The sequence below is a fragment of the Pseudomonas extremaustralis genome (assembly GCF_900102035.1).
GTDB lineage: Bacteria > Pseudomonadota > Gammaproteobacteria > Pseudomonadales > Pseudomonadaceae > Aquipseudomonas > Aquipseudomonas extremaustralis.
The window spans coordinates 2,034,623-2,052,545 of record NZ_LT629689.1 but is presented as its reverse complement, the minus strand read 5'-3'; the positions used below and the strand labels follow the sequence as shown (position 1 = coordinate 2,052,545).

Below are 17,923 nucleotides of genomic sequence, written 5' to 3'. Positions count from 1 at the left end.
CTGTAGATGGAGTACCTCCTTATGCTCGCTCAAGCGACTGTCTCGCAGCCTCCCGGTATCCAGCCGCCGCCGCTGGAAGCGCCCTACCTGCTGGAAATCCTCAATATCAGCAAAGGCTTTCCCGGCGTCGTCGCCCTGGCCGATGTGCAACTGCGCGTGCGCCCAGGCTCGGTGCTGGCGCTGATGGGCGAGAACGGCGCGGGCAAGTCGACCCTGATGAAAATCATCGCCGGTATCTACCAGCCCGACGCCGGTGAAATCCGCCTGCGCGGCAAGCCGATCGTGTTCGAGACGCCGCTGGCGGCGCAAAAGGCCGGGATCGCGATGATCCACCAGGAACTCAACCTGATGCCGCACATGAGCATCGCCGAGAACATCTGGATCGGCCGCGAGCAGCTCAACAGCCTGCGCATGGTCAACCACCGCGAAATGCACCGCTGCACCGCCGAACTGCTGGCGCGCCTGCGCATCAACCTGGACCCGGAGGAACATGTCGGCAACCTGAGCATCGCCGAGCGGCAGATGGTCGAGATCGCCAAGGCCGTGTCCTACGACTCCGACATCCTGATCATGGATGAACCGACGTCGGCTATTACCGAGAAGGAAGTGGCCCACCTGTTTTCGATCATTGCCGACCTCAAGGCCCAGGGCAAAGGCATTGTCTACATCACCCACAAGATGAACGAAGTGTTCGCCATCGCCGATGAAGTGGCGGTGTTTCGCGACGGCCAGTACATCGGCCTGCAGCGCGCCGACAGCATGGACAGCGACAGCCTGATCTCGATGATGGTCGGTCGCGAGCTGAGCCAGTTGTTCCCGGTGCGCGAGACGCCCATCGGCGAGCGCCTGCTGTCGGTCCGCGACCTGCGCCTGGACGGGGTGTTCAAGGACGTGTCCTTCGACCTGCATGCCGGCGAGATCCTCGGCATCGCCGGCCTGATGGGCTCGGGTCGCACCAATGTGGCGGAAACCCTGTTCGGCATCACCCCAAGCGATGGCGGGAAGATCGAACTTGACGGCAAGCCGGTGCGCATCAGCGACCCGCACATGGCCATCGAAAAAGGCTTCGCGCTGTTGACCGAGGACCGCAAGCTCAGCGGGCTGTTTCCGTGTCTGTCGGTGCTGGAAAACATGGAAATGGCCGTATTGCCGCACTATTCGGGCAACGGTTTCATCCAGCAGAAGGCCCTGCGCGCCCTGTGCGAAGACATGTGCAAGAAGCTGCGGGTCAAGACGCCGTCCCTGGAGCAATGCATCGACACCTTGTCCGGCGGCAACCAGCAGAAAGCCCTGCTGGCGCGCTGGCTGATGACCCATCCGCGCTTGCTGATCCTCGATGAGCCGACCCGTGGCATCGACGTCGGTGCCAAGGCCGAGATTTATCGCTTGATCGCTTTCCTCGCCAGCGAAGGCATGGCGGTGATCCTGATTTCCTCGGAACTGCCCGAGGTGCTGGGCATGAGCGACCGGGTGATGGTGATGCACGAAGGCGAACTGATGGGCACCCTGGACCGTGCTGAAGCGACCCAGGAAAAAGTCATGCAGTTGGCCTCCGGCATGACCGCGGTCCACTGACGAACAGACGCGCGGGCCTGCGTTTGGTCCGTGCCACAGAATAAGAAGGTGATGGGTGATGAACGCGATAACCGATAACAAGCCGGCGACGCTGCCGACCAAGAGTCGTCGGCGGCTGCCGACCGAACTGAGCATCTTTTTGGTGCTGATCGGCATCGGCCTGGTTTTTGAGGTGTTCGGCTGGATCGTGCGTGACCAGAGCTTCCTGATGAACTCCCAGCGCCTGGTGCTGATGATCCTGCAAGTCTCGATCATCGGCTTGCTGGCAATCGGCGTGACCCAGGTGATCATCACTACGGGGATCGACCTGTCCTCAGGCTCGGTGCTGGCGTTGTCGGCGATGATCGCTGCCAGTCTGGCGCAAACTTCGGATTTTTCCCGCGCGGTGTTTCCCAGCCTGACTGACTTGCCGGTATGGATTCCGGTGGCGATGGGCTTGGGGGTGGGGCTGTTGGCGGGTGCGATCAACGGCAGCATCATCGCGGTCACCGGTATCCCGCCGTTCATCGCGACCCTGGGCATGATGGTCTCGGCCCGTGGCCTGGCGCGTTACTACACCGAAGGCCAACCGGTGAGCATGCTCTCGGATTCGTACACGGCCATCGGCCATGGCGCGATGCCGGTGATCATCTTTCTGGTGGTGGCGGTGATCTTCCATATCGCCCTGCGCTACACCAAGTACGGCAAGTACACCTATGCCATCGGCGGCAACATGCAGGCGGCGCGGACCTCGGGGATCAACGTCAAGCGTCACTTGATCATCGTCTACAGCATCGCCGGCTTGCTGGCCGGCCTGGCCGGCGTGGTCGCCTCGGCACGCGCGGCCACCGGTCAGGCGGGCATGGGCATGTCCTATGAACTGGACGCGATCGCCGCCGCGGTCATCGGCGGCACCAGCCTGGCGGGCGGGGTAGGGCGCATCACCGGTACAGTGATCGGCGCGTTGATCCTTGGGGTGATGGCCAGCGGGTTCACCTTTGTCGGCGTGGATGCGTATATCCAGGACATCATCAAGGGCCTGATCATCGTGGTGGCGGTGGTGATCGACCAGTACCGCAACAAGCGCAAGCTCAAGCGCTGACGCAGTGGAACATGTGGAAGGGGGCTTGCACCCGATTGCGCTGGGACAGTCGGGATTGCCCGCGACTGACACCCCGCCATCGGCAGCAAGCCCCTCTTATAGGTTGATCGGTGTGAGCCCGTTCTAACCGTTTGTCTTCTATATAGCTCCACAAACTTGAATTTCTTGCTATAAACGCACTCCGATAACCATTCGCCAAGCCCGTCCTGGTGTCTTTTGGGGTTATATCGGAAAAATTGCCTGTCATTTCAGTTGCTGAGCCCTCAACTCGGCCTTAGACTGCCGCCCCTCGTAAATTGAGTGCCGAGTGGCGCTTGAAATGGACGGCGCCTTTCCGAGACCTGCACAGGCGCTTCGGAACGCTCCCTTATTCGCCTTAATGCACGTATTTTTTATAGAGAAATCAATGACAAAGGAAAAGTTGCTGGCCATGCCGGCGGATGACTACATGAATGCCGAACAGCACGCTTTTTTTGAGCAGTTGCTGCAAGACATGAAAGTGGAACACCACGAGCGCATTGAACAGAACCGTATCGCCATTGAAAGCCTGGACACCCCGGCCGACCCGGCCGACGCTGCTTCCGTTGAAGAAGAGCGTACCTGGCTGGTTAACGCCATCGACCGCGACCAGCGCATGCTGCCGCAGCTCGAGCGTGCTCTGGAGCGCATCAAGGAAGATTCCTTCGGCTGGTGCGATGACAGCGGCGAGCCTATCGGCCTCAAGCGCTTGCTGATCAGCCCGACCACCAAGTACTGCATCGAAGCGCAAGAGCGCCACGAGCAGATCGACAAGCACCAGCGCCAAGCCTGATGCGGTGAAGCTGGGGGATCGCCTGCGTGGTTCCCCAGAGAAAGCGATTCCCGGTAAATACCCTGCTACGCTCCGTTTATTGACCTGCTGCAAGCTACCCCACTAAAGGCCCATGGATAATGGCCCGATAGTGGCGTTTAATGCAGAGACAATAATGACAAGCAGTGGGGTGACGAACATGGCTGCAGACGGAACTCTGATGGGCGCAGCTGTGCCACCGCAGTCGGTGGCGAGCGGTTTGCCTGGCTGGTTGACGCCGCTCCTGCAGAGCACCGCCTTGGTGCTGGTGCTGCTGGGCCTGGCGTTTGCCAACCTGTCGATATATCTCTGTCTACCGCTGGCGCTGCTGGCGATCTGGCTGCCTCGGCTGAAAAGTCATACGCCCCGCGCGGCACCGTCCGAAGCCACCGATGCCATTGGTGAGCTGACTCGCGACCTGTCCCATACCACCAGTCATAATGCACTCTCCGCCGCTGCCGTGGCCTACTCGGTCAAGCAATTGGCGGCCCGTGTGCAGTCGCAATTGGGCGCGGCCCAGCAGATTGTCAGCAGTGCCGAAGTGATGATCGACACTGAGAAACTCACCTCCCAACTCAGCCGGGAAGCGTTGGCGGCGGCCAGCCAGGCCCATCAACGCAGTACCGAGGGTCGTGAAGTGCTGGGCCAGTCGATCACCCGCATGCACCAGCTCAGCCAGCGTGCCAATGCCAGCCGCGAGCTGATCGAGGCCCTGAGCCAGCGCAGCGAGGAAATCCAGCGGGTGACCCTGGTGATTCAGTCGATTGCCAGCCAGACCAACCTACTGGCGCTCAACGCGGCGATTGAAGCGGCGCGGGCCGGTGAACACGGGCGCGGGTTCGCCGTGGTGGCGGATGAAGTGCGTGGGCTGGCCGGGCGCACCGCCACGGCCACCGATGAAGTCGGGGTGATGGTCGCCGATATCCAGCAACGCACCGGCCAGGTAGTGGAGCAGATTCGCCAGCTTTCGGCGGATTTGCACACCGGGGTGGAGCAGGTCGAGCAGGCCGGCGAGCAATTGGAAACGATCGCCAGCCTGGCTGCGGATGTGGAAGGCCAGGTCAATGAAATCGCCCAAGGCACCGACACCAACCGCACCCAGCTCGACAGTCTGTTCCATGCCGTCGAGCAAATGCGCAGCGACCTGACGGTGAGCGACCAGCAGACGCGTCAACTGGCGGAAGCCGCCGTGCAGATGGAAGGCCAGGCCGAAACCATCAGCGAACGCCTGGCGGAAGTCGGTCTGGATGACTATCACCAGCGCATCTATGACCTTGCGCGTGAAGGCGCAAGCCAGATCGCCGCGCAGTTCGAGGCCGATCTGCAAGAGAACCGCATCAGCCAGGATGACCTGTTCGACCGCAGCTACACGCTGATTCCCAATACCAGCCCGAGCAAATACCACAGCCGGTTTGACGGCTACACCGACCGGGTATTGCCGCAGATCCAAGAGGCACTGCTGCCGCGTCACGAAGGGTTGGTATTCGCCATTGCCTGCACGCCCCAGGGGTATGTACCGACGCACAACAAGGCGTTTTCCCAGGCGCTGACCGGCGACGTCCAAGTGGATGCCGTGCATAACCGCACCAAGCGCAAATTCGACGACCGCACCGGTATTCGCTGTGGCAGCCATCAGCAAGCGATGCTGTTGCAGACCTACACCCGCGATACGGGCGAGCTGATGCATGACCTGTCGGTGCCGATCATGGTCAAGGGCCGGCATTGGGGCGGGCTGCGGCTGGGCTATAAACCTGAGGCGGCCAAGCGTTGAGATAGGTGCGGGCCGCTAATTATTGCGGCTTGTGCAATAAAGCTATTCCGGGGGATAGCTTTTTCCGACGGGCAGAAAACCGTAGCATGGCGCGCATTGTTAGTCAGCTAACTAATGTGGTGGAGACGTTCCATGCAAACCAAAGTCGATGTCGCCGTGATGATTGGCAGCGGCGTACCCCCAACCCTGCGTGCCCAGGGACAGAAAGCCTGCTGGGTCGTGCTGCTCAACGGCGAGCAGCGCGGTACCGCGTTCTCCAGCCGGGATGAGGCCGAAGAGTGCAAGGCTGCCTGGCAAGCCCTGTTACGCCAGGAGCAGTCAGACCGCCTGCATTGATCCGCTATCGCTTTGTGGGGGAGCCCGATAGCGGTGCATCGGGTACATATTGATTGTCGGGGCCAGTGTAATCAGCGCGATTGATGCAGACGTTGATTCAATTCGTCCACGGCCATCGCCCAATCGGCGTCCTCGCGAAGTTCCTCCTTGAGAAACTGTGCCTGTTGGGGGGACCAGAAGGGGGCGTCGATCAGTTTCACCTCCTCGGACAACGGATGCGCAGCGATGAACGCATCGATGGCGCCTGGGGTTGAGTCCAGGCCCAATTGTGCGAACAGGGTTTCAAGGGTGGGGATTGGTGCGTCCATTTCGTTCTCCATGCAAGGGGGCGTTATGCATGGGAGGCTTGTCACGCGGCATAGTTCTGTCGGATGTCGCAGAATCTCAGGAATTCAAAGCTCCGGCATCCACGGCGTTCTTGAGGGCCTTGGCCGCGTTCTTGGCCGCCATGGCGGCGGCGTCGGCGGTTTTGAACCAGCGATCTTTTTCCACTTGGTGCGCGGTCATTGTGGCCAGCGGCGGCTTGGCCCGCATCACGATCACCGCTTGAAACTCACCTTCAACCTCTCTTGCTTCGCCATGGATGAAAAATTCGCCAATATCAAATTCCGTCACGTATAGCCTTCCCTTGGAGATAACTGCACTGGTGAAACCTGGCCCGGGGAGGGGCAAAGTTCAGTGGACGGGCCAGTATGGCAGTTGTTGCGGGTCGGCGGCGCAGTAAAGTCATTAAGGTGACGAAACGATCCCCCCAGGAGATTCATGCAGGATGGCTTCAAGTTTTTTCGCCAGTTCGCAGGCTTGGATATGATCGCTGCGAAAGCCTTTTATGCGTCCGCTGAGTACTTCACGGATATGGAAAAAGTTTCGACCGGCAGGTACGACTTGGTAAAGAACTGAATCCAAGTACCCGTCGCAGCCGCGCAAGCGGTAGTATTGAGCCTCATGCTGAGATGAAGAGCGATTGTGCGAAGACATTGCGTCGTCGATGAGTCGTTGCATGGCCTGCTCCTTTCGATCGATTCGGTTGACCCGCCTGTAGGGTTTTGAGTAGTTTTGCGCGGTGCAGCTGTTTTAGTATTGTCGTCGGCCGCCAACCGCTGGTTCCATTGGCAGGTATGTACTTTTGTGTGGGCTGTCTGAAAACTGCGTTTTTAATAGGGTTGTTTTCTGAAGTTGGTCGACCCGTATTCTCGGGTCGTTGAACCTGTGATTTCCTGTAATGCCGGATGACCTTGCATAAGGTACATCGCATATGTCTGTACTAGTCTCATGGCGCAACAGCGGAATCTTCTTCAGTTTTTTCTACGAATGTGTTGTGTGCGCGTGCCGTGATGGCCGTTTTTTTGTGCTGCCCGCCGTGGCGGACAGCGCTCTTTTCAATATGGGGGCGTTTCCTTGGCAGTCAGTAATCTGGATATGCACGCGTTATTCGTGCTGGGTGATTTGCGCGCGAAGTTGGTCAAACAGTTTCAATCACGTTTTGTCTACATCACCGAACAGACGCCGGAAGGCATCTACGTCGCCGAGATCGATACCGAAACGGCCCTGGTGGTCGATGACAAACAACACCTGGAACTCAAAGTCGGCGATCATTTCCGCGCCGCGGTATTGCCCAGTCGTGAAGGCGGCAAGTTTGAATTGAAGTTCCGTGACATCAAGTTGACGGTGTATGGCCTGGGCGATTACGCCTTCGTTTCCTCGGCTGAAGGCCAGGGCATCGTATTCAAGGAAGGCCACAGCGTGATGCTGGTGTTCGCCGCCAACGAGCAACTGCAGGAAGGCCTGACCAAAACCCTGAAGGCCGTGACCGGCAAGGCCGCCAAATGGCGCAAGGGTGAACTGGTCACCTTCAAGGCCAGCGAGTAATCAGCCACCACCTCGAACATCCGTTGTCTTCCGGAACCTCTACTACAGTTGAGTTGACTTAACTATTCAGAGGCTTCGCGCATTGGCAGCAAAGCCGTGCGCTATTGGCAGCGATATCGCGAGGTGCGAAGGCATGAAAGGATTGAGAACGCTGTTGGCCGCGTCCCTGACGACCCTGGGTTTGTCCGTGGCTGCTGTGCCGGTTTCGGCCGCCCAGGCGCCGATACATTTTGCCGATCTGAACTGGGAGAGCGGCAGCCTCATCACCGAAGTGTTGCGGGTTATTGTCGAGAAGGGCTATGACCTGCCCACCGACACTTTGCCCGGCACGACCATCACCCTGGAAACCGCCCTGGCCAAGAATGATATCCAGGTCATCGGCGAAGAGTGGGCCGGTCGCAGCCCGGTGTGGGTCAAGGCCGAGGCCGAAGGCAAGGTGATCGGCCTGGGGGATACCGTCAAGGGCGCCACCGAAGGCTGGTGGGTGCCGGAGTACGTGGTCAAGGGCGACCCGGCCAAAGGCATCAAGCCCCTGGCCCCGGAGCTCAAGAGCGTGACGGACCTGGCGCGCTACAAGGACGTGTTCAAGGACCCCGAATCCCCTGGCAAGGGACGCTTTCTCAATAGCCCCATCGGCTGGACCTCGGAAGTAGTCAACAAACAGAAACTCAAGGCCTATGGCCTGGATGACAGCTACGTGAACTTCCGCAGCGGTTCGGGGGCGGCACTGGATGCCGAAATCGTTTCGTCGATTCGCCGTGGCAAGCCGATAGTCTTCTACTACTGGTCGCCGACGCCGTTGATGGGACGCTACAAGCTGATTCAACTGGAAGAGCCGCCGTTCGACGCCGAGGCCTGGAAGACGCTGACGGATGCGGACAACCCCGATCCGAAGCCCACGCGGTCGTTGGCCTCCAAGTTGAGCATCGGCGTGTCCGCGCCGTTCCAGAAGGAGCATCCGCAGATTGCACAGGTTTTCGAGAAGGTCGAGTTTCCGATCGATCCGCTGAACAAAGCCTTGGCGACCATGAGCGAGCGGCACACGGCGCCACGGGCGGTGGCCCAGGCGTTTCTCAAGGAACATCCCGAGGTGTGGAAGGCCTGGTTGCCGCAGGACGTGGCGCAGAAGGTTGAGGCGAGCTTGAAATAACGGTCGTTGAGTTGCATCCGTCTGCGACGAAATACCGGCAAAAATTCCCAGGGCGACTATCCTGTTTCGCATCTTTTCAGGGAGAACCGCCATGAGCTTTGTCGTCGCACGATGGATCGTCGGGGTGTTTACCTGCATCAGCATGGTGCACTTGTACTGGGCCGCCGGCGGCAAACTCGGCAGCCTCGCGGCCATCCCCCAACTGCCCGGCGAATTCGCCACGGGGCCACGTCCCGCCTTCAAACCCTCGGCCCTGGGCACCTTTCTGGTGGCGATGGGGCTGGTGGCGATTGCACTGCTGGTCTGCCTGCGGGCTGGGCTGTATTTCTCGCCGGTGTCCCATGGCGCATTGCAGTGGGGGATCAGCGCGATTGCAGTGCTGATGTTTGCCAGGGCAATTGGGGATTCGGAGTTGGTGGGCTTTTTCAAAAAGGTCGGTGGATCGCGCTTCGCCAGGTTGGATACCTACTTTTATTCCCCGTTGTGCCTGGCATTGGGGATTGGATTGTTGGTGGTGGCGTGGGGCTGAGCTGATGCTCTGGCCCCAGGAATAGGCGACCGCGTCGAGTGGCGGCGCGTCACCTGAAAAGCTCTCAAATAAAAATCGCTCTCATCCTTGCCCGATTTTCAGACATGGCCGTCATGGTTAATAGAACCCCTATTAACCAGGATTTCCTATGTCGCGCCTCGCTCGTCCCTTGCACCCACTGGCCCTGTCAGTGGCGATGGCTTTTGCCGCCGTGCCGTTGCTGAACGTCCAAACCGCCTTCGCCGAAGACAGCAGCAGCGCCTTGCGCCGTTTCCAGATCCCGGCCGGTGACTTGAACCAGGCGCTCAATAGCCTGGCCGAGCAGGCGGGCCTGGTGCTGGCATTCGATGCCAGCCTGACGCGGGGCAAGCACAGCAACGGTGTGAGCGGGCAATATGCAACCGATGTGGCACTGACCCAGTTGCTCGCGGGCAGCGGCCTGCAAGCGTTGAAGATCTCCGCCGAGCGCTACCGCCTGGAAGCTATCCCCGAGCAGGGCGCAGCCATGGAGTTGCAAGCCACCACCATCAGCGCCGCGTACCAGGCCGAAAGCCCCACCGGGCCGGTGTCCGGCTATGTGGCGAGCCGCAGTCTGTCGGGCACCAAGACCGACACCGCGCTGATCGAGACCCCGCAGTCGATCTCCATTGTCACCAAAGACCAGATGCGCGCGCAGAACGCCGAGAGCCTCAACCAGATCCTGCGCTACAGCGCCGCGGTGATTCCGGAAACCCGTGGCGCCACCGCGTCGCGTCTCGACCAGTTGACCATCCGCGGTTTTGCCCCGGCGACTTATCTGGACGGCCTGCGCATGCCATCGAGTCGCGATGCCTTGCCGCAGAAGGACGCGTTCGACCTGGAGCGCGTCGAAGTGCTGCGCGGCCCGGCCTCGGTGCTGTATGGGCAGGGCACGCCGAGCGGGGTGATCAATATGGTCAGCAAGCGCCCGCTGGACACGCCGTTTCATGAAGTGGGCGTCGAGTACGGCACCTTCAACAAAAAACGCACGACCTTCGACCTCAGTGGCCCAATCGACGATCAGGGGGTGTATGCCTACCGCGTCGCCGGCCTTTTCGACGACGCCGACGGCCAGGTCGAACACACCGAAACCCGCCGTCAGTCGTTGTCCAGCGCTTTTACCTGGCGCCCGGACGAAGACACTTCGCTGACCTTGCTCGGGCATTTGCAGAAGGACCCCAAAGGCGCGTCCTACGGCTCGGTACCGGCGTGGGGATCGGTGTTGCACAGCCCGACCGGACGCAAGATCGATGTGGATTTCTACGACGGCGAAAAAGATTTCGAGAAGAGCGACCGCGAGCACTACTCCATCGGCTGGGCGTTCGAGCATCACATCAACGACGTGTGGACCGTGCGCCAGAATGCGCGTTACCTGCGCAGCGAAGGCCAGTACCGCAGCCTCTACAACAACTACCTGCAGACGGATTACCGCACCATCCGCCGTTCTACCATCGCCACCGATGTCGACATGGATGCCTACACCCTCGACAACCAGGCGCAAGCCAAATTCGAGACTGGCCCGCTGCAGCACACGTTGCTGATGGGCCTCGACTATCAGAACACCCGCACCAACACCCTGTCCGGCTCCGGCACGTATACCGCCGGGCCAACCCTGGACATCTTCGACCCGGTCTACGGTGCGGCTGTTCCGGTGCCGGCCTACACCACCGATGGCACCTCACGCAGCGAGCAAACGGGTGTGTACCTGCAGGAGCAGATGAAGTGGGACAAGTGGGTGTTGTTGCTGGGCGGTCGCTATGACTGGGCCAGCACCGACAGCAGCACCCGGACCCTGAGCACCGGGGCCAAGAGCCAGTCCGCCCTGGACAGCAAGGCGTTTACCGGACGGGTCGGCGTGGTCTATCTCTTCGATAATGGCCTGGCGCCCTATGCCAGCTACGCGGAGTCGTTCAACCCGCAGTCGGGCACCGGTTACGGTGGCTCGGTGTTCAAGCCGACCGAAGGCAAGCAATATGAAATCGGGATCAAGTACCAGCCGCCGGGCAGCAACAGCTTTATTACTGCGGCGATCTTCGATTTGCGCCAGACCAACGTGCTGACCACCGATCCGGACCCCACCCACCTGTGCGGCAGCGGGCGCTGCCAGAGCCAGGACGGCGAAGTGCAATCCCGTGGCTTCGAGCTGGAAGGCAAGGCCAGTCTCAACGACAACCTCGACATCACGGCGGCCTATGCCTATCTGGACAACCGCATCAGCCAGTCCAATAACACCGTGCGCTATGCGCCCGTCAGCGATATCGGCGTAGGCTCGGCACTCTCCGCCGAAGGCACCACCACCTACGCGGTCCCGCGCCATACCGCCTCGGCGTGGGCCGACTACACCTTCCGCGACGGTAACCTCAAAGGCTTCGGCATGGGGGCGGGCGCGCGCTACGTCGGCTCGTCCTGGGGCGATACCGCCAACACCTTGAAAGTGCCGGGCTACATCCTGTTCGATGCAGCGGTGCACTACGACATCCCGAATATCGCCCGCCTCAAGGACAACCTGCGCCTGGCGCTCAATGCCACCAACCTGGCGAATAAAGAGTACGTCGCGTCGTGTTATTCGTACTCGTGGTGCTGGTATGGCTCCCAGCGCACGGTGCAGGCGAGCGCGACCTACCGGTGGTGATAGCCGATAAGGCAATTTAATGGCCCCTTTGTAACAAAATCCTCGCCAGAATCGCTTTCATTTTCAGGTGGTTAGGTGAGGAAGCAAATGCGCACTGTTGGAATCATGCTGATCGCCTGCTCATTGGCCGGCGGCGCGGCTGCCGTGCAGGCACGGGAGCTGCGCGAAGGCGACAAGTACATGTGCAGCTGGGGGGCCGGCACCGCCGCCAAGGCCCAGGAATTGAAGCTGTCGGGGGTGTCGTTGTATGCCGCGCGGCAAAAGATCCAGACCATCAAGTTCAGTAAATCGTGGATGCGCATGATGGCCATGGGCATCACCGAGCAGACCTACGACAGTCGTTCGCGACTCAAGCCCGAAGCGATTCGCCAGAGTTTTTACCAGGATTGCGTGCGCTATAAAGTGGCGCGTAAATAGGAACCCAACACCACGAACAGTGCGGTACTTGCAGTACGATCACGGTTCTATAGCCATTTAATACACGGGGATATATCAACGGTAGTTGCACCAAAAAGTAGCATTCATATACCCGGCTACCTTTAAAAATGTGTGGTTATTGAATGACTTACGGCGTTATTAAGCCGACGAAAGGATGAAAATATTCTTGTTGCAGCTTTTGACAGTCGTTATTATTGCCCGGCGTTCACCTCCCACGGTTTATGCATTTTTAAATCCCAAGTTTCCATCAGCGCTTGGGATTTTTTTTGCCCGCGATTTGAACGCTGCTTCATATTTCACCCGCGGCGGACGCCCCACGCATCCGTCCATTGCGTTTGGCCTGGTAGAGCAACTTGTCGACCTCTTCGACAAAATCCAGCATCGGGCTGTCCGGGGCGACGATGCGCGTACCGATGCCCAGGCTCAAGGTCAGCAGGTTGGACACCGCAGAAAACTCGTGTTCGATCTGTTGCTGGCGAACCAGATGCATGCAGCGTTGCGCCACTTGTCGGGCTGACGCGGCGTCGGTCTCCGGCAGCAGCCAGATAAACTCTTCGCCGCCGATGCGGGCAATGAAATCCCGTGGACGGTTGGCGGCCTGCGACAGGGTGTTCGCCACTTGGCGCAGGCATTCGTCGCCCTTGATATGGCCGTAGTGGTCGTTGTACTGCTTGAAGAAGTCGATATCCAGAATGATCAACGACAGCGGCAGTTGGCTGCGTTGGGCGCTGGCCCATTCCCGCTCCAGCACGGTGTCGAACATGCGCCGATTGGCGATGCCGGTCAGGCCGTCCTGGTAGGAATATTCTTCGAGTTGCTTTTGCAGGCGCACCAGGTGTTCTTCGGTCTTTTTGCGCTCGCTGATATCGAACATAAAGCCGATCAGCGCTTCGACCTCACCATCCTTGCGCACCACATGCACCACGTCGCGAATCCATACGTACTCGCCGGTTGCCGTCAGCGCGCGGTAATCGGCCTCATGGTCCACGCCGGCGCGCGACTGCGACACGCAGAAATTCACCACGTACTCGCGGTCGTCCGGGTGCATGCGCGCGACCCAGTCGTCCACGCCGACCCAGCTTTGCGGGCTCCAGCCCAACAGCGTCTCGATCTGAGGGCCGATATAACTGAAGGTCATGGTTGACCAATCGATGCGCCAGGGGATGGCCTTGGTCGACTCCAGCAACGTCTTGTACACGTCACTGTCGGGTGGGCTTGGGGGATCGATGCTCATGACGGACGACTCGGGAGTGATGGCTAAGTGCCAACAGTGTCTTGTGAACGACGCCTGGAGTCAAGCGTCGGCCGGGTCAGCAGACGAGAGGTCGGATGACCGGCATCCCGGCGTCGACCTGCTGCTGACCTCTGTGCCTCGGCGGGCTAGCCGTTGACAGTCTGGGTGGGCGTCTCGAGCGCACCGTAATAACGCCAGCAGCAATGGCGATGCTCCGGCAGGATGATGCAACCGCTGAGGCTGGCGATCAGCAAGGCGGCAACCAGCAGGGTAAGACGACGGTACATGGTGTTTCCTCTTGGAGTGAGCGGCGTTAATCCTTCAACGTGGCCACGCGGATAAATCCGTCGCGAAGCTTTCAGATATTTCATCAAGCGCCGGCATGCGCTGGGCAATACTGCCGTCGAGAAATAAATTCGCGCCCCCCGCGACGGATTTTCATGCACCCACCGTTCAACCCATCAGCAACCTGCATTTTCGTTCGTTGCATGAAGGAGTTGCCATGAGACCCCTGGCCACATTGCGTTTTGTCTTGCTTGCCCCGCTGGCCCTGGCCGCGTTTGTCAGTACCCCGACGTTTGCCCAGCCCGAGATCATCATTCAGCAGGCACCACCGCCGCCGCGTATGGAGATGGTCCCCGTCGAACGCCCCGGCTACGCCTGGGACCGTGGGCATTGGCGCTGGGAGGGGCGTGGCTACGCCTGGGTGCCGGGGCACTGGCAGCCGGTGATGCGCAACGCACGTTGGAGGCCTGGCCATTGGGAAGCCCATGGCCCCAACTGGTATTGGCGCGAAGGGCATTGGTCCCGCTGAAACGAGAGCCCTGGCCCTGAGAATTCCCTGATTGAAAGACCTTGATCCAGATGTTGAGCTGCTGGCCCGCATCGGCAACAACGAACCTGCCGCTGTCAACGAAATGGTGACGCGCAAGCTTCCACGTTTGCTCGCGCTGGCCGGTCGGCTCCTGGGGGATGCGGACGAAGCCAAGGATGTGGCCCAGGAAAGCTTCCTGCGCATTTGGCGCCAGGCCGCCCACTGGCGCAGTGGCGAGGCGCGTTTCGATACCTGGCTGCACCGGGTCGCCCTCAACCTGTGCCACGACCGCCTGCGCCGGCGCAAGGAGCAGCCGTTGAGCGATGAGCAAGCGTTGGAACCGGTGGACAGCGCGCCGTCACCGGACGAACAGTTGGAAAGCCTGGACCGCAGCGCACGCATGGCCGCCGCATTGGCGGCCTTGCCCGAGCGCCAGCGCGAAGCCATTGTGCTGCAGTATTACCAGGAGCTGTCGAACATCGACGCCGCAGCGCTGATGAATATCAGCGTCGAGGCATTGGAGAGCCTGCTGTCGCGGGCCCGACGCCAGTTGCGCAGGCAACTGGCCGATACACCCGGGCTTGCCCGCCCAGGAAGGAGAACACCATGACACCTGAACGCTTTGCATACCTGGCCGATGCCTACGGGGCGGACCTGCAACGCTGGCCGGCCAACGAACGGCCGGCGGCCCAGGCGTTGCTCGACGGCGGCGATGGGCGCGCGCGCGAAGCCTTGCACCAGGCGCGCTGGCTCGACAGCCAGTTGGACAGCCATCAATGGGCAGGCGCTGACCCGGCATTGGCCAGGCAGATCTGCCAATCCGCGCCGCGCCGCGCATCCTGGTGGTCGCGTTACGCCCGTTGGCTGTCACCCGCCGGTCTTGTGGGCGTGGGTATCGCCGGCATCGTCACCGGTATGCTGGTGGCGTCCATGAGCGTGCCGCTGCCCTTGATGTCCTCCGATGTACTGCCCAGCGTCTTCGATCAAGGCGACGCGGAAGTCGTGTTCACCGTCAACGCCGAGGAAACCGAGCAATGACAGGCAAATCCCTCAAGCCGTGGTTGTTTGTGTCGGTCGTACTCAATGTGTTTTTGCTCGGCGGGGTCGGCGGTGGGCTCTACCACTGGATGGCCAGCGCCAAGCCGGTCGAAGTGGCGGTCAACCAGCACGGTCTGCGTCAGGCCATGGTCAAGTTGCCTGTGGAGCGGCGCAGGGAGCTGCGCCAACTGCTGCGCCACAATCGCGACGACAGCCAGCCGCTGATCATGGCCGGGCGTGAAGCGCGGTTGGGGGTGATCAAACAATTGGAAGCGCCGACCCTGGACCGCGATGTGCTGGTGGCCGAGTTGGCCAAGGCGCGGGAGGCGGACATGGCGCTCAGGGGGCTGGTGGACAGCACCCTCGCGCAATTTGCCAGTACCTTGCCAGTGGATGAGCGGCAGAAACTGGTGGAAGCCTTGTACCTGCGCGGGCAGGCGAAAGCTCAAATGAAGTCGGCAGGCGACAAGCCACGGTCGTGAGTCGCCAGCGGGAGATTAATGTTTCGGGCCACCGCGCCGAAACAGCGGCGGGACCGGGCGCATTCCGGCGCCTGGCTGCTCAGCCGCCCGTCTGCCTAGGGACGCTTCATGCAAAGGATGCTGTGCGCTGTATTGAGTGTGGCGATCATCACGTCGTCGCTGGGTGGTTGTGTGTCGGCGCCGGTCCGGCCGACAGTCATGGGGCCTGAGGTCTATGGCTACACCCTTTACCAGACCATGACCAGCCAGCAGTTCGATGCGTTGGTGCGCACCACTCACCTCTTTGACGACTCCCTTCGGCTGTACTTGAAAGCCGCACCGGATGGCGGTGTGCTGGGGCTCTATATCGATTCCGAGTGGTGGGTGGATACGGTGAGTAAAACCAGCAAGGGCTATCTCTCGGAGCCGCAATGCCAGCTCGCCCAACAGGCGGAAGAGGCCGAACTCAACGCCGTGCTGGCCGACTTCAATACTCGGCAACCAGGGGATTATCGGGCCGTCCATGCGCTAGATGCTTGCAAGCGATTTACCGTACCTGGGGCAGACGGCCAAGCGTATCGCTACACACTGTGGGCCACATTGCAGTCCGGGCCGTCGCAGTCAGGGCAGGCTTATCCGCGCAAAGTCGAATTCACCCATTCCATCGGCTGGACGCTGGCGGTTCTGGCTATCGCGATCCCCGTGGTGGTGGCGGTGGTGGTCTTGTCCAAAGGCCGGGGGTTTTCGGACTGCACGTACTTTCCCGGGGACGACAGGAGTAAAGAGGAGTGCGACAGGAAGATCGCGGAGCGACATAGAGTCGAGCGGGAAAAGGACCATGAGAAGGAGCTTCTTGAGCAGGGCTATCGCTAGGTTTGATCGGTTGCAGCCATAGCGACAGCCACTGCTGTATTCGCCGGCCCTGGGTCGAACGGCGGAACGCCGATGACCCGCTATGGCCGCAGATCCCTCATTGACGCGAACGACGTCGCCAGTTTCCTGTAGATCAGGCTGTCGTCGCTGTCGACGTCGCCGTCACCATCTGCGTCTATCGGATTTTTGATCGTGCGATAGTTTCTGAAACGGTCGGGGTTCGTTGCCGTCACCACATAGTCTGGTGCAGAGATGTCTGTGTTTCCGGGTTTGAAGTGCAAGATATCGATGTCCGTTTCCGAGCCAGGCTTGAACATGATCAACACGCGCTCAAATCGCTTTTGCTGACCCACCGAGCTCAGGGTAACCAGAGCCGTTACCAGTTTTGCGGCGAGTTCATAGTAGGAAACGTCATCCTTGTCACGGTCATCGTCCCCGTCGACGTCTTCCACCTCATCGAGATTGGGTGCTCTATACGTCCCGTTGTTGTCGAGTGAAGACAAGCGAACCGTGTGGTCGGGATGCTCAAGATCGTTGTTTTCATCGCTCAGGCGCGACATCGACACTTCAGTCGCCTTATCGTCGCCGTGCACGTGTTTGAATTCGAAAAGTTGTTTCATCGCAGGCTGTCCTTTCAATGAAAGTAGAACGGTCATCTACGACACTAAGCCGGTGGTATTGAGCGGTCTACTGTCAGACTTGACAGGTGTTTGTCTATCCAGTGGGGACGCATCGGCACGCTGCCAGGGGGCGGGTGGAGCGAGGGTTGCAGCTACAGGCGACGCAGAAAGGATTTGACGATGCGCTTGGTGACATCGGTGGCATTCAGTTCGTCCACGGCGCCATAGGGATGCCACTGGCAGTCGACGATCTCGTTGCAGGGCCGTGCCTCACGAACGTTGACCACCGACGCCTCAAAGACGTGGTGCACGGTGTCGCTGGCCTTCAGTTCTTGCAGGTACAGCAACCCATCCACATTCAACCCGGTTTCTTCTTCCAGCTCCCGTTCGGCCGCGCCGACCGGACGTTCGTCCCGTTCGACCTTGCCGCCCGGCAATGCCCATTTCGATCTGGCCTTGCGCACGAAGAGGATACGCCCCTCGTGTTCGCAAATGACCGTTGCCCTGATTTTCATCGTCTGTGTCCCCGCAGTGGGATGGCTGTCATAAAAGTGCAATGCAATTGTCATGCTAAGTGGCTGTGGCAGCCTGGGGTGGGTATGTGGATACTGCCGGATTGTTGAAAACGGACGAGTAATGCAGATGAACACCGTCT

General features: G+C 60.2%; 22 protein-coding genes. 15 read left to right on the top strand and 7 right to left on the bottom strand.

Features of this window, described 5'->3' with window-relative positions; all coding sequences use genetic code 11:
- The first annotated feature begins 21 nt into the window (after nt 1-21).
- The 5 genes from BLR63_RS09560 (at nt 22) to BLR63_RS09540 (ending at nt 5,592) form a co-directional block, all read left to right on the top strand.
- Nucleotides 22-1,575: a sugar ABC transporter ATP-binding protein gene (locus BLR63_RS09560; protein ID WP_010564802.1), complete on the top strand. Its 1,554-nt coding sequence runs from the start codon at nt 22-24 to the stop codon at nt 1,573-1,575.
- 58 nt (nt 1,576-1,633) lie between these two features.
- Entirely contained in the window at nt 1,634-2,656 is a 1,023-nt protein-coding gene (locus BLR63_RS09555) for an ABC transporter permease (protein WP_010564801.1), read from the top strand.
- 406 nt (nt 2,657-3,062) lie between these two features.
- Nucleotides 3,063-3,467, top strand: coding sequence for a TraR/DksA family transcriptional regulator (locus tag BLR63_RS09550; protein WP_010564800.1), 405 nt, complete (start codon nt 3,063-3,065; stop codon nt 3,465-3,467).
- A 112-nt stretch (nt 3,468-3,579) separates the two neighbouring features.
- A complete protein-coding gene (locus BLR63_RS09545) occupies nt 3,580-5,256 on the top strand; it encodes a methyl-accepting chemotaxis protein (protein WP_373419532.1) in 1,677 nt (558 codons plus the stop codon).
- 132 nt (nt 5,257-5,388) lie between these two features.
- The gene (locus BLR63_RS09540; RefSeq protein ID WP_010564798.1) at nt 5,389-5,592 is read left to right on the top strand and encodes a hypothetical protein; all 204 of its coding nucleotides are present in this window, start codon (nt 5,389-5,391) and stop codon (nt 5,590-5,592) included.
- A gap of 71 nt (nt 5,593-5,663) precedes the next feature.
- Here BLR63_RS09540 and BLR63_RS09535 read toward each other — a convergent pair whose 3' ends face one another.
- From BLR63_RS09535 to BLR63_RS09525, 3 genes are all read right to left on the bottom strand, one after another.
- Nucleotides 5,664-5,900 carry a DUF2789 domain-containing protein gene (locus BLR63_RS09535; RefSeq protein WP_010564797.1) on the bottom strand — a complete coding sequence of 79 codons (237 nt, stop codon included), beginning with the start codon at nt 5,898-5,900 and terminating at the stop codon, nt 5,664-5,666.
- 76 nt (nt 5,901-5,976) lie between these two features.
- A complete protein-coding gene (locus BLR63_RS09530) occupies nt 5,977-6,207 on the bottom strand; it encodes a hypothetical protein (RefSeq protein WP_010564796.1) in 231 nt (76 codons plus the stop codon).
- 114 nt (nt 6,208-6,321) lie between these two features.
- A complete protein-coding gene (locus BLR63_RS09525) occupies nt 6,322-6,594 on the bottom strand; it encodes a hypothetical protein (RefSeq protein WP_078833910.1) in 273 nt (90 codons plus the stop codon).
- A 417-nt stretch (nt 6,595-7,011) separates the two neighbouring features.
- Here BLR63_RS09525 and BLR63_RS09520 point away from each other — a divergent pair, with 417 nt between their 5' ends.
- The 5 genes from BLR63_RS09520 to BLR63_RS09500 all read left to right on the top strand — a co-directional run bounded on the left by BLR63_RS09520 (nt 7,012) and on the right by BLR63_RS09500 (nt 12,207).
- Nucleotides 7,012-7,461: a hypothetical protein gene (locus BLR63_RS09520; RefSeq protein WP_010564795.1), complete on the top strand. Its 450-nt coding sequence runs from the start codon at nt 7,012-7,014 to the stop codon at nt 7,459-7,461.
- A 133-nt stretch (nt 7,462-7,594) separates the two neighbouring features.
- Complete coding sequence (locus BLR63_RS09515; protein WP_010564794.1) at nt 7,595-8,611, top strand: ABC transporter substrate-binding protein; 1,017 nt, start codon at nt 7,595-7,597, stop codon at nt 8,609-8,611.
- Between the two features lie 91 nt (nt 8,612-8,702).
- Nucleotides 8,703-9,140 carry a DUF3995 domain-containing protein gene (locus tag BLR63_RS09510; protein WP_010564793.1) on the top strand — a complete coding sequence of 146 codons (438 nt, stop codon included), beginning with the start codon at nt 8,703-8,705 and terminating at the stop codon, nt 9,138-9,140.
- A gap of 148 nt (nt 9,141-9,288) precedes the next feature.
- Nucleotides 9,289-11,790: a TonB-dependent siderophore receptor gene (locus BLR63_RS09505; RefSeq protein ID WP_010564792.1), complete on the top strand. Its 2,502-nt coding sequence runs from the start codon at nt 9,289-9,291 to the stop codon at nt 11,788-11,790.
- 87 nt (nt 11,791-11,877) lie between these two features.
- Nucleotides 11,878-12,207 (top strand): Valyl-tRNA synthetase, encoded by a 330-nt coding sequence (locus BLR63_RS09500; RefSeq protein ID WP_042946783.1) that lies wholly within the window; start codon nt 11,878-11,880, stop codon nt 12,205-12,207.
- Nucleotides 12,208-12,517: 310 nt separating this feature from the next.
- Here the strand turns inward: BLR63_RS09500 and BLR63_RS09495 are convergent, their stop codons facing one another.
- Both BLR63_RS09495 and BLR63_RS31480 read right to left on the bottom strand, forming a co-directional pair.
- A complete protein-coding gene (locus BLR63_RS09495) occupies nt 12,518-13,462 on the bottom strand; it encodes a sensor domain-containing diguanylate cyclase (protein WP_010564790.1) in 945 nt (314 codons plus the stop codon).
- A gap of 146 nt (nt 13,463-13,608) precedes the next feature.
- On the bottom strand, nt 13,609-13,749 hold the full coding sequence (locus tag BLR63_RS31480) for a hypothetical protein (protein ID WP_010564789.1): 141 nt from the start codon (nt 13,747-13,749) through the stop codon (nt 13,609-13,611).
- A gap of 215 nt (nt 13,750-13,964) precedes the next feature.
- Between BLR63_RS31480 and BLR63_RS09490 the strand changes: the two genes are divergently transcribed.
- From BLR63_RS09490 to BLR63_RS09470, 5 genes are all read left to right on the top strand, one after another.
- Complete coding sequence (locus BLR63_RS09490; protein ID WP_010564788.1) at nt 13,965-14,276, top strand: YXWGXW repeat-containing protein; 312 nt, start codon at nt 13,965-13,967, stop codon at nt 14,274-14,276.
- A 31-nt stretch (nt 14,277-14,307) separates the two neighbouring features.
- Entirely contained in the window at nt 14,308-14,886 is a 579-nt protein-coding gene (locus BLR63_RS09485; protein ID WP_010564787.1) for an RNA polymerase sigma factor, read from the top strand.
- The gene (locus BLR63_RS09480; RefSeq protein WP_010564786.1) at nt 14,883-15,314 is read left to right on the top strand and encodes a hypothetical protein; all 432 of its coding nucleotides are present in this window, start codon (nt 14,883-14,885) and stop codon (nt 15,312-15,314) included. Before BLR63_RS09485 ends, BLR63_RS09480 begins: the two co-directional genes overlap by 4 nt.
- The gene (locus tag BLR63_RS09475) at nt 15,311-15,796 is read left to right on the top strand and encodes a periplasmic heavy metal sensor (protein WP_010564785.1); all 486 of its coding nucleotides are present in this window, start codon (nt 15,311-15,313) and stop codon (nt 15,794-15,796) included. Before BLR63_RS09480 ends, BLR63_RS09475 begins: the two co-directional genes overlap by 4 nt.
- 108 nt (nt 15,797-15,904) lie before the next feature.
- On the top strand, nt 15,905-16,648 hold the full coding sequence (locus BLR63_RS09470; protein ID WP_010564784.1) for a hypothetical protein: 744 nt from the start codon (nt 15,905-15,907) through the stop codon (nt 16,646-16,648).
- A gap of 80 nt (nt 16,649-16,728) precedes the next feature.
- Here BLR63_RS09470 and BLR63_RS09465 read toward each other — a convergent pair whose 3' ends face one another.
- Together BLR63_RS09465 and BLR63_RS09460 are read right to left on the bottom strand one after the other, a co-directional pair.
- Nucleotides 16,729-17,268, bottom strand: coding sequence for a hypothetical protein (locus tag BLR63_RS09465; protein WP_010564783.1), 540 nt, complete (start codon nt 17,266-17,268; stop codon nt 16,729-16,731).
- A gap of 152 nt (nt 17,269-17,420) precedes the next feature.
- Nucleotides 17,421-17,783: an NUDIX hydrolase gene (locus tag BLR63_RS09460; protein WP_010564782.1), complete on the bottom strand. Its 363-nt coding sequence runs from the start codon at nt 17,781-17,783 to the stop codon at nt 17,421-17,423.
- Nucleotides 17,784-17,923: the final 140 nt, after the last annotated feature.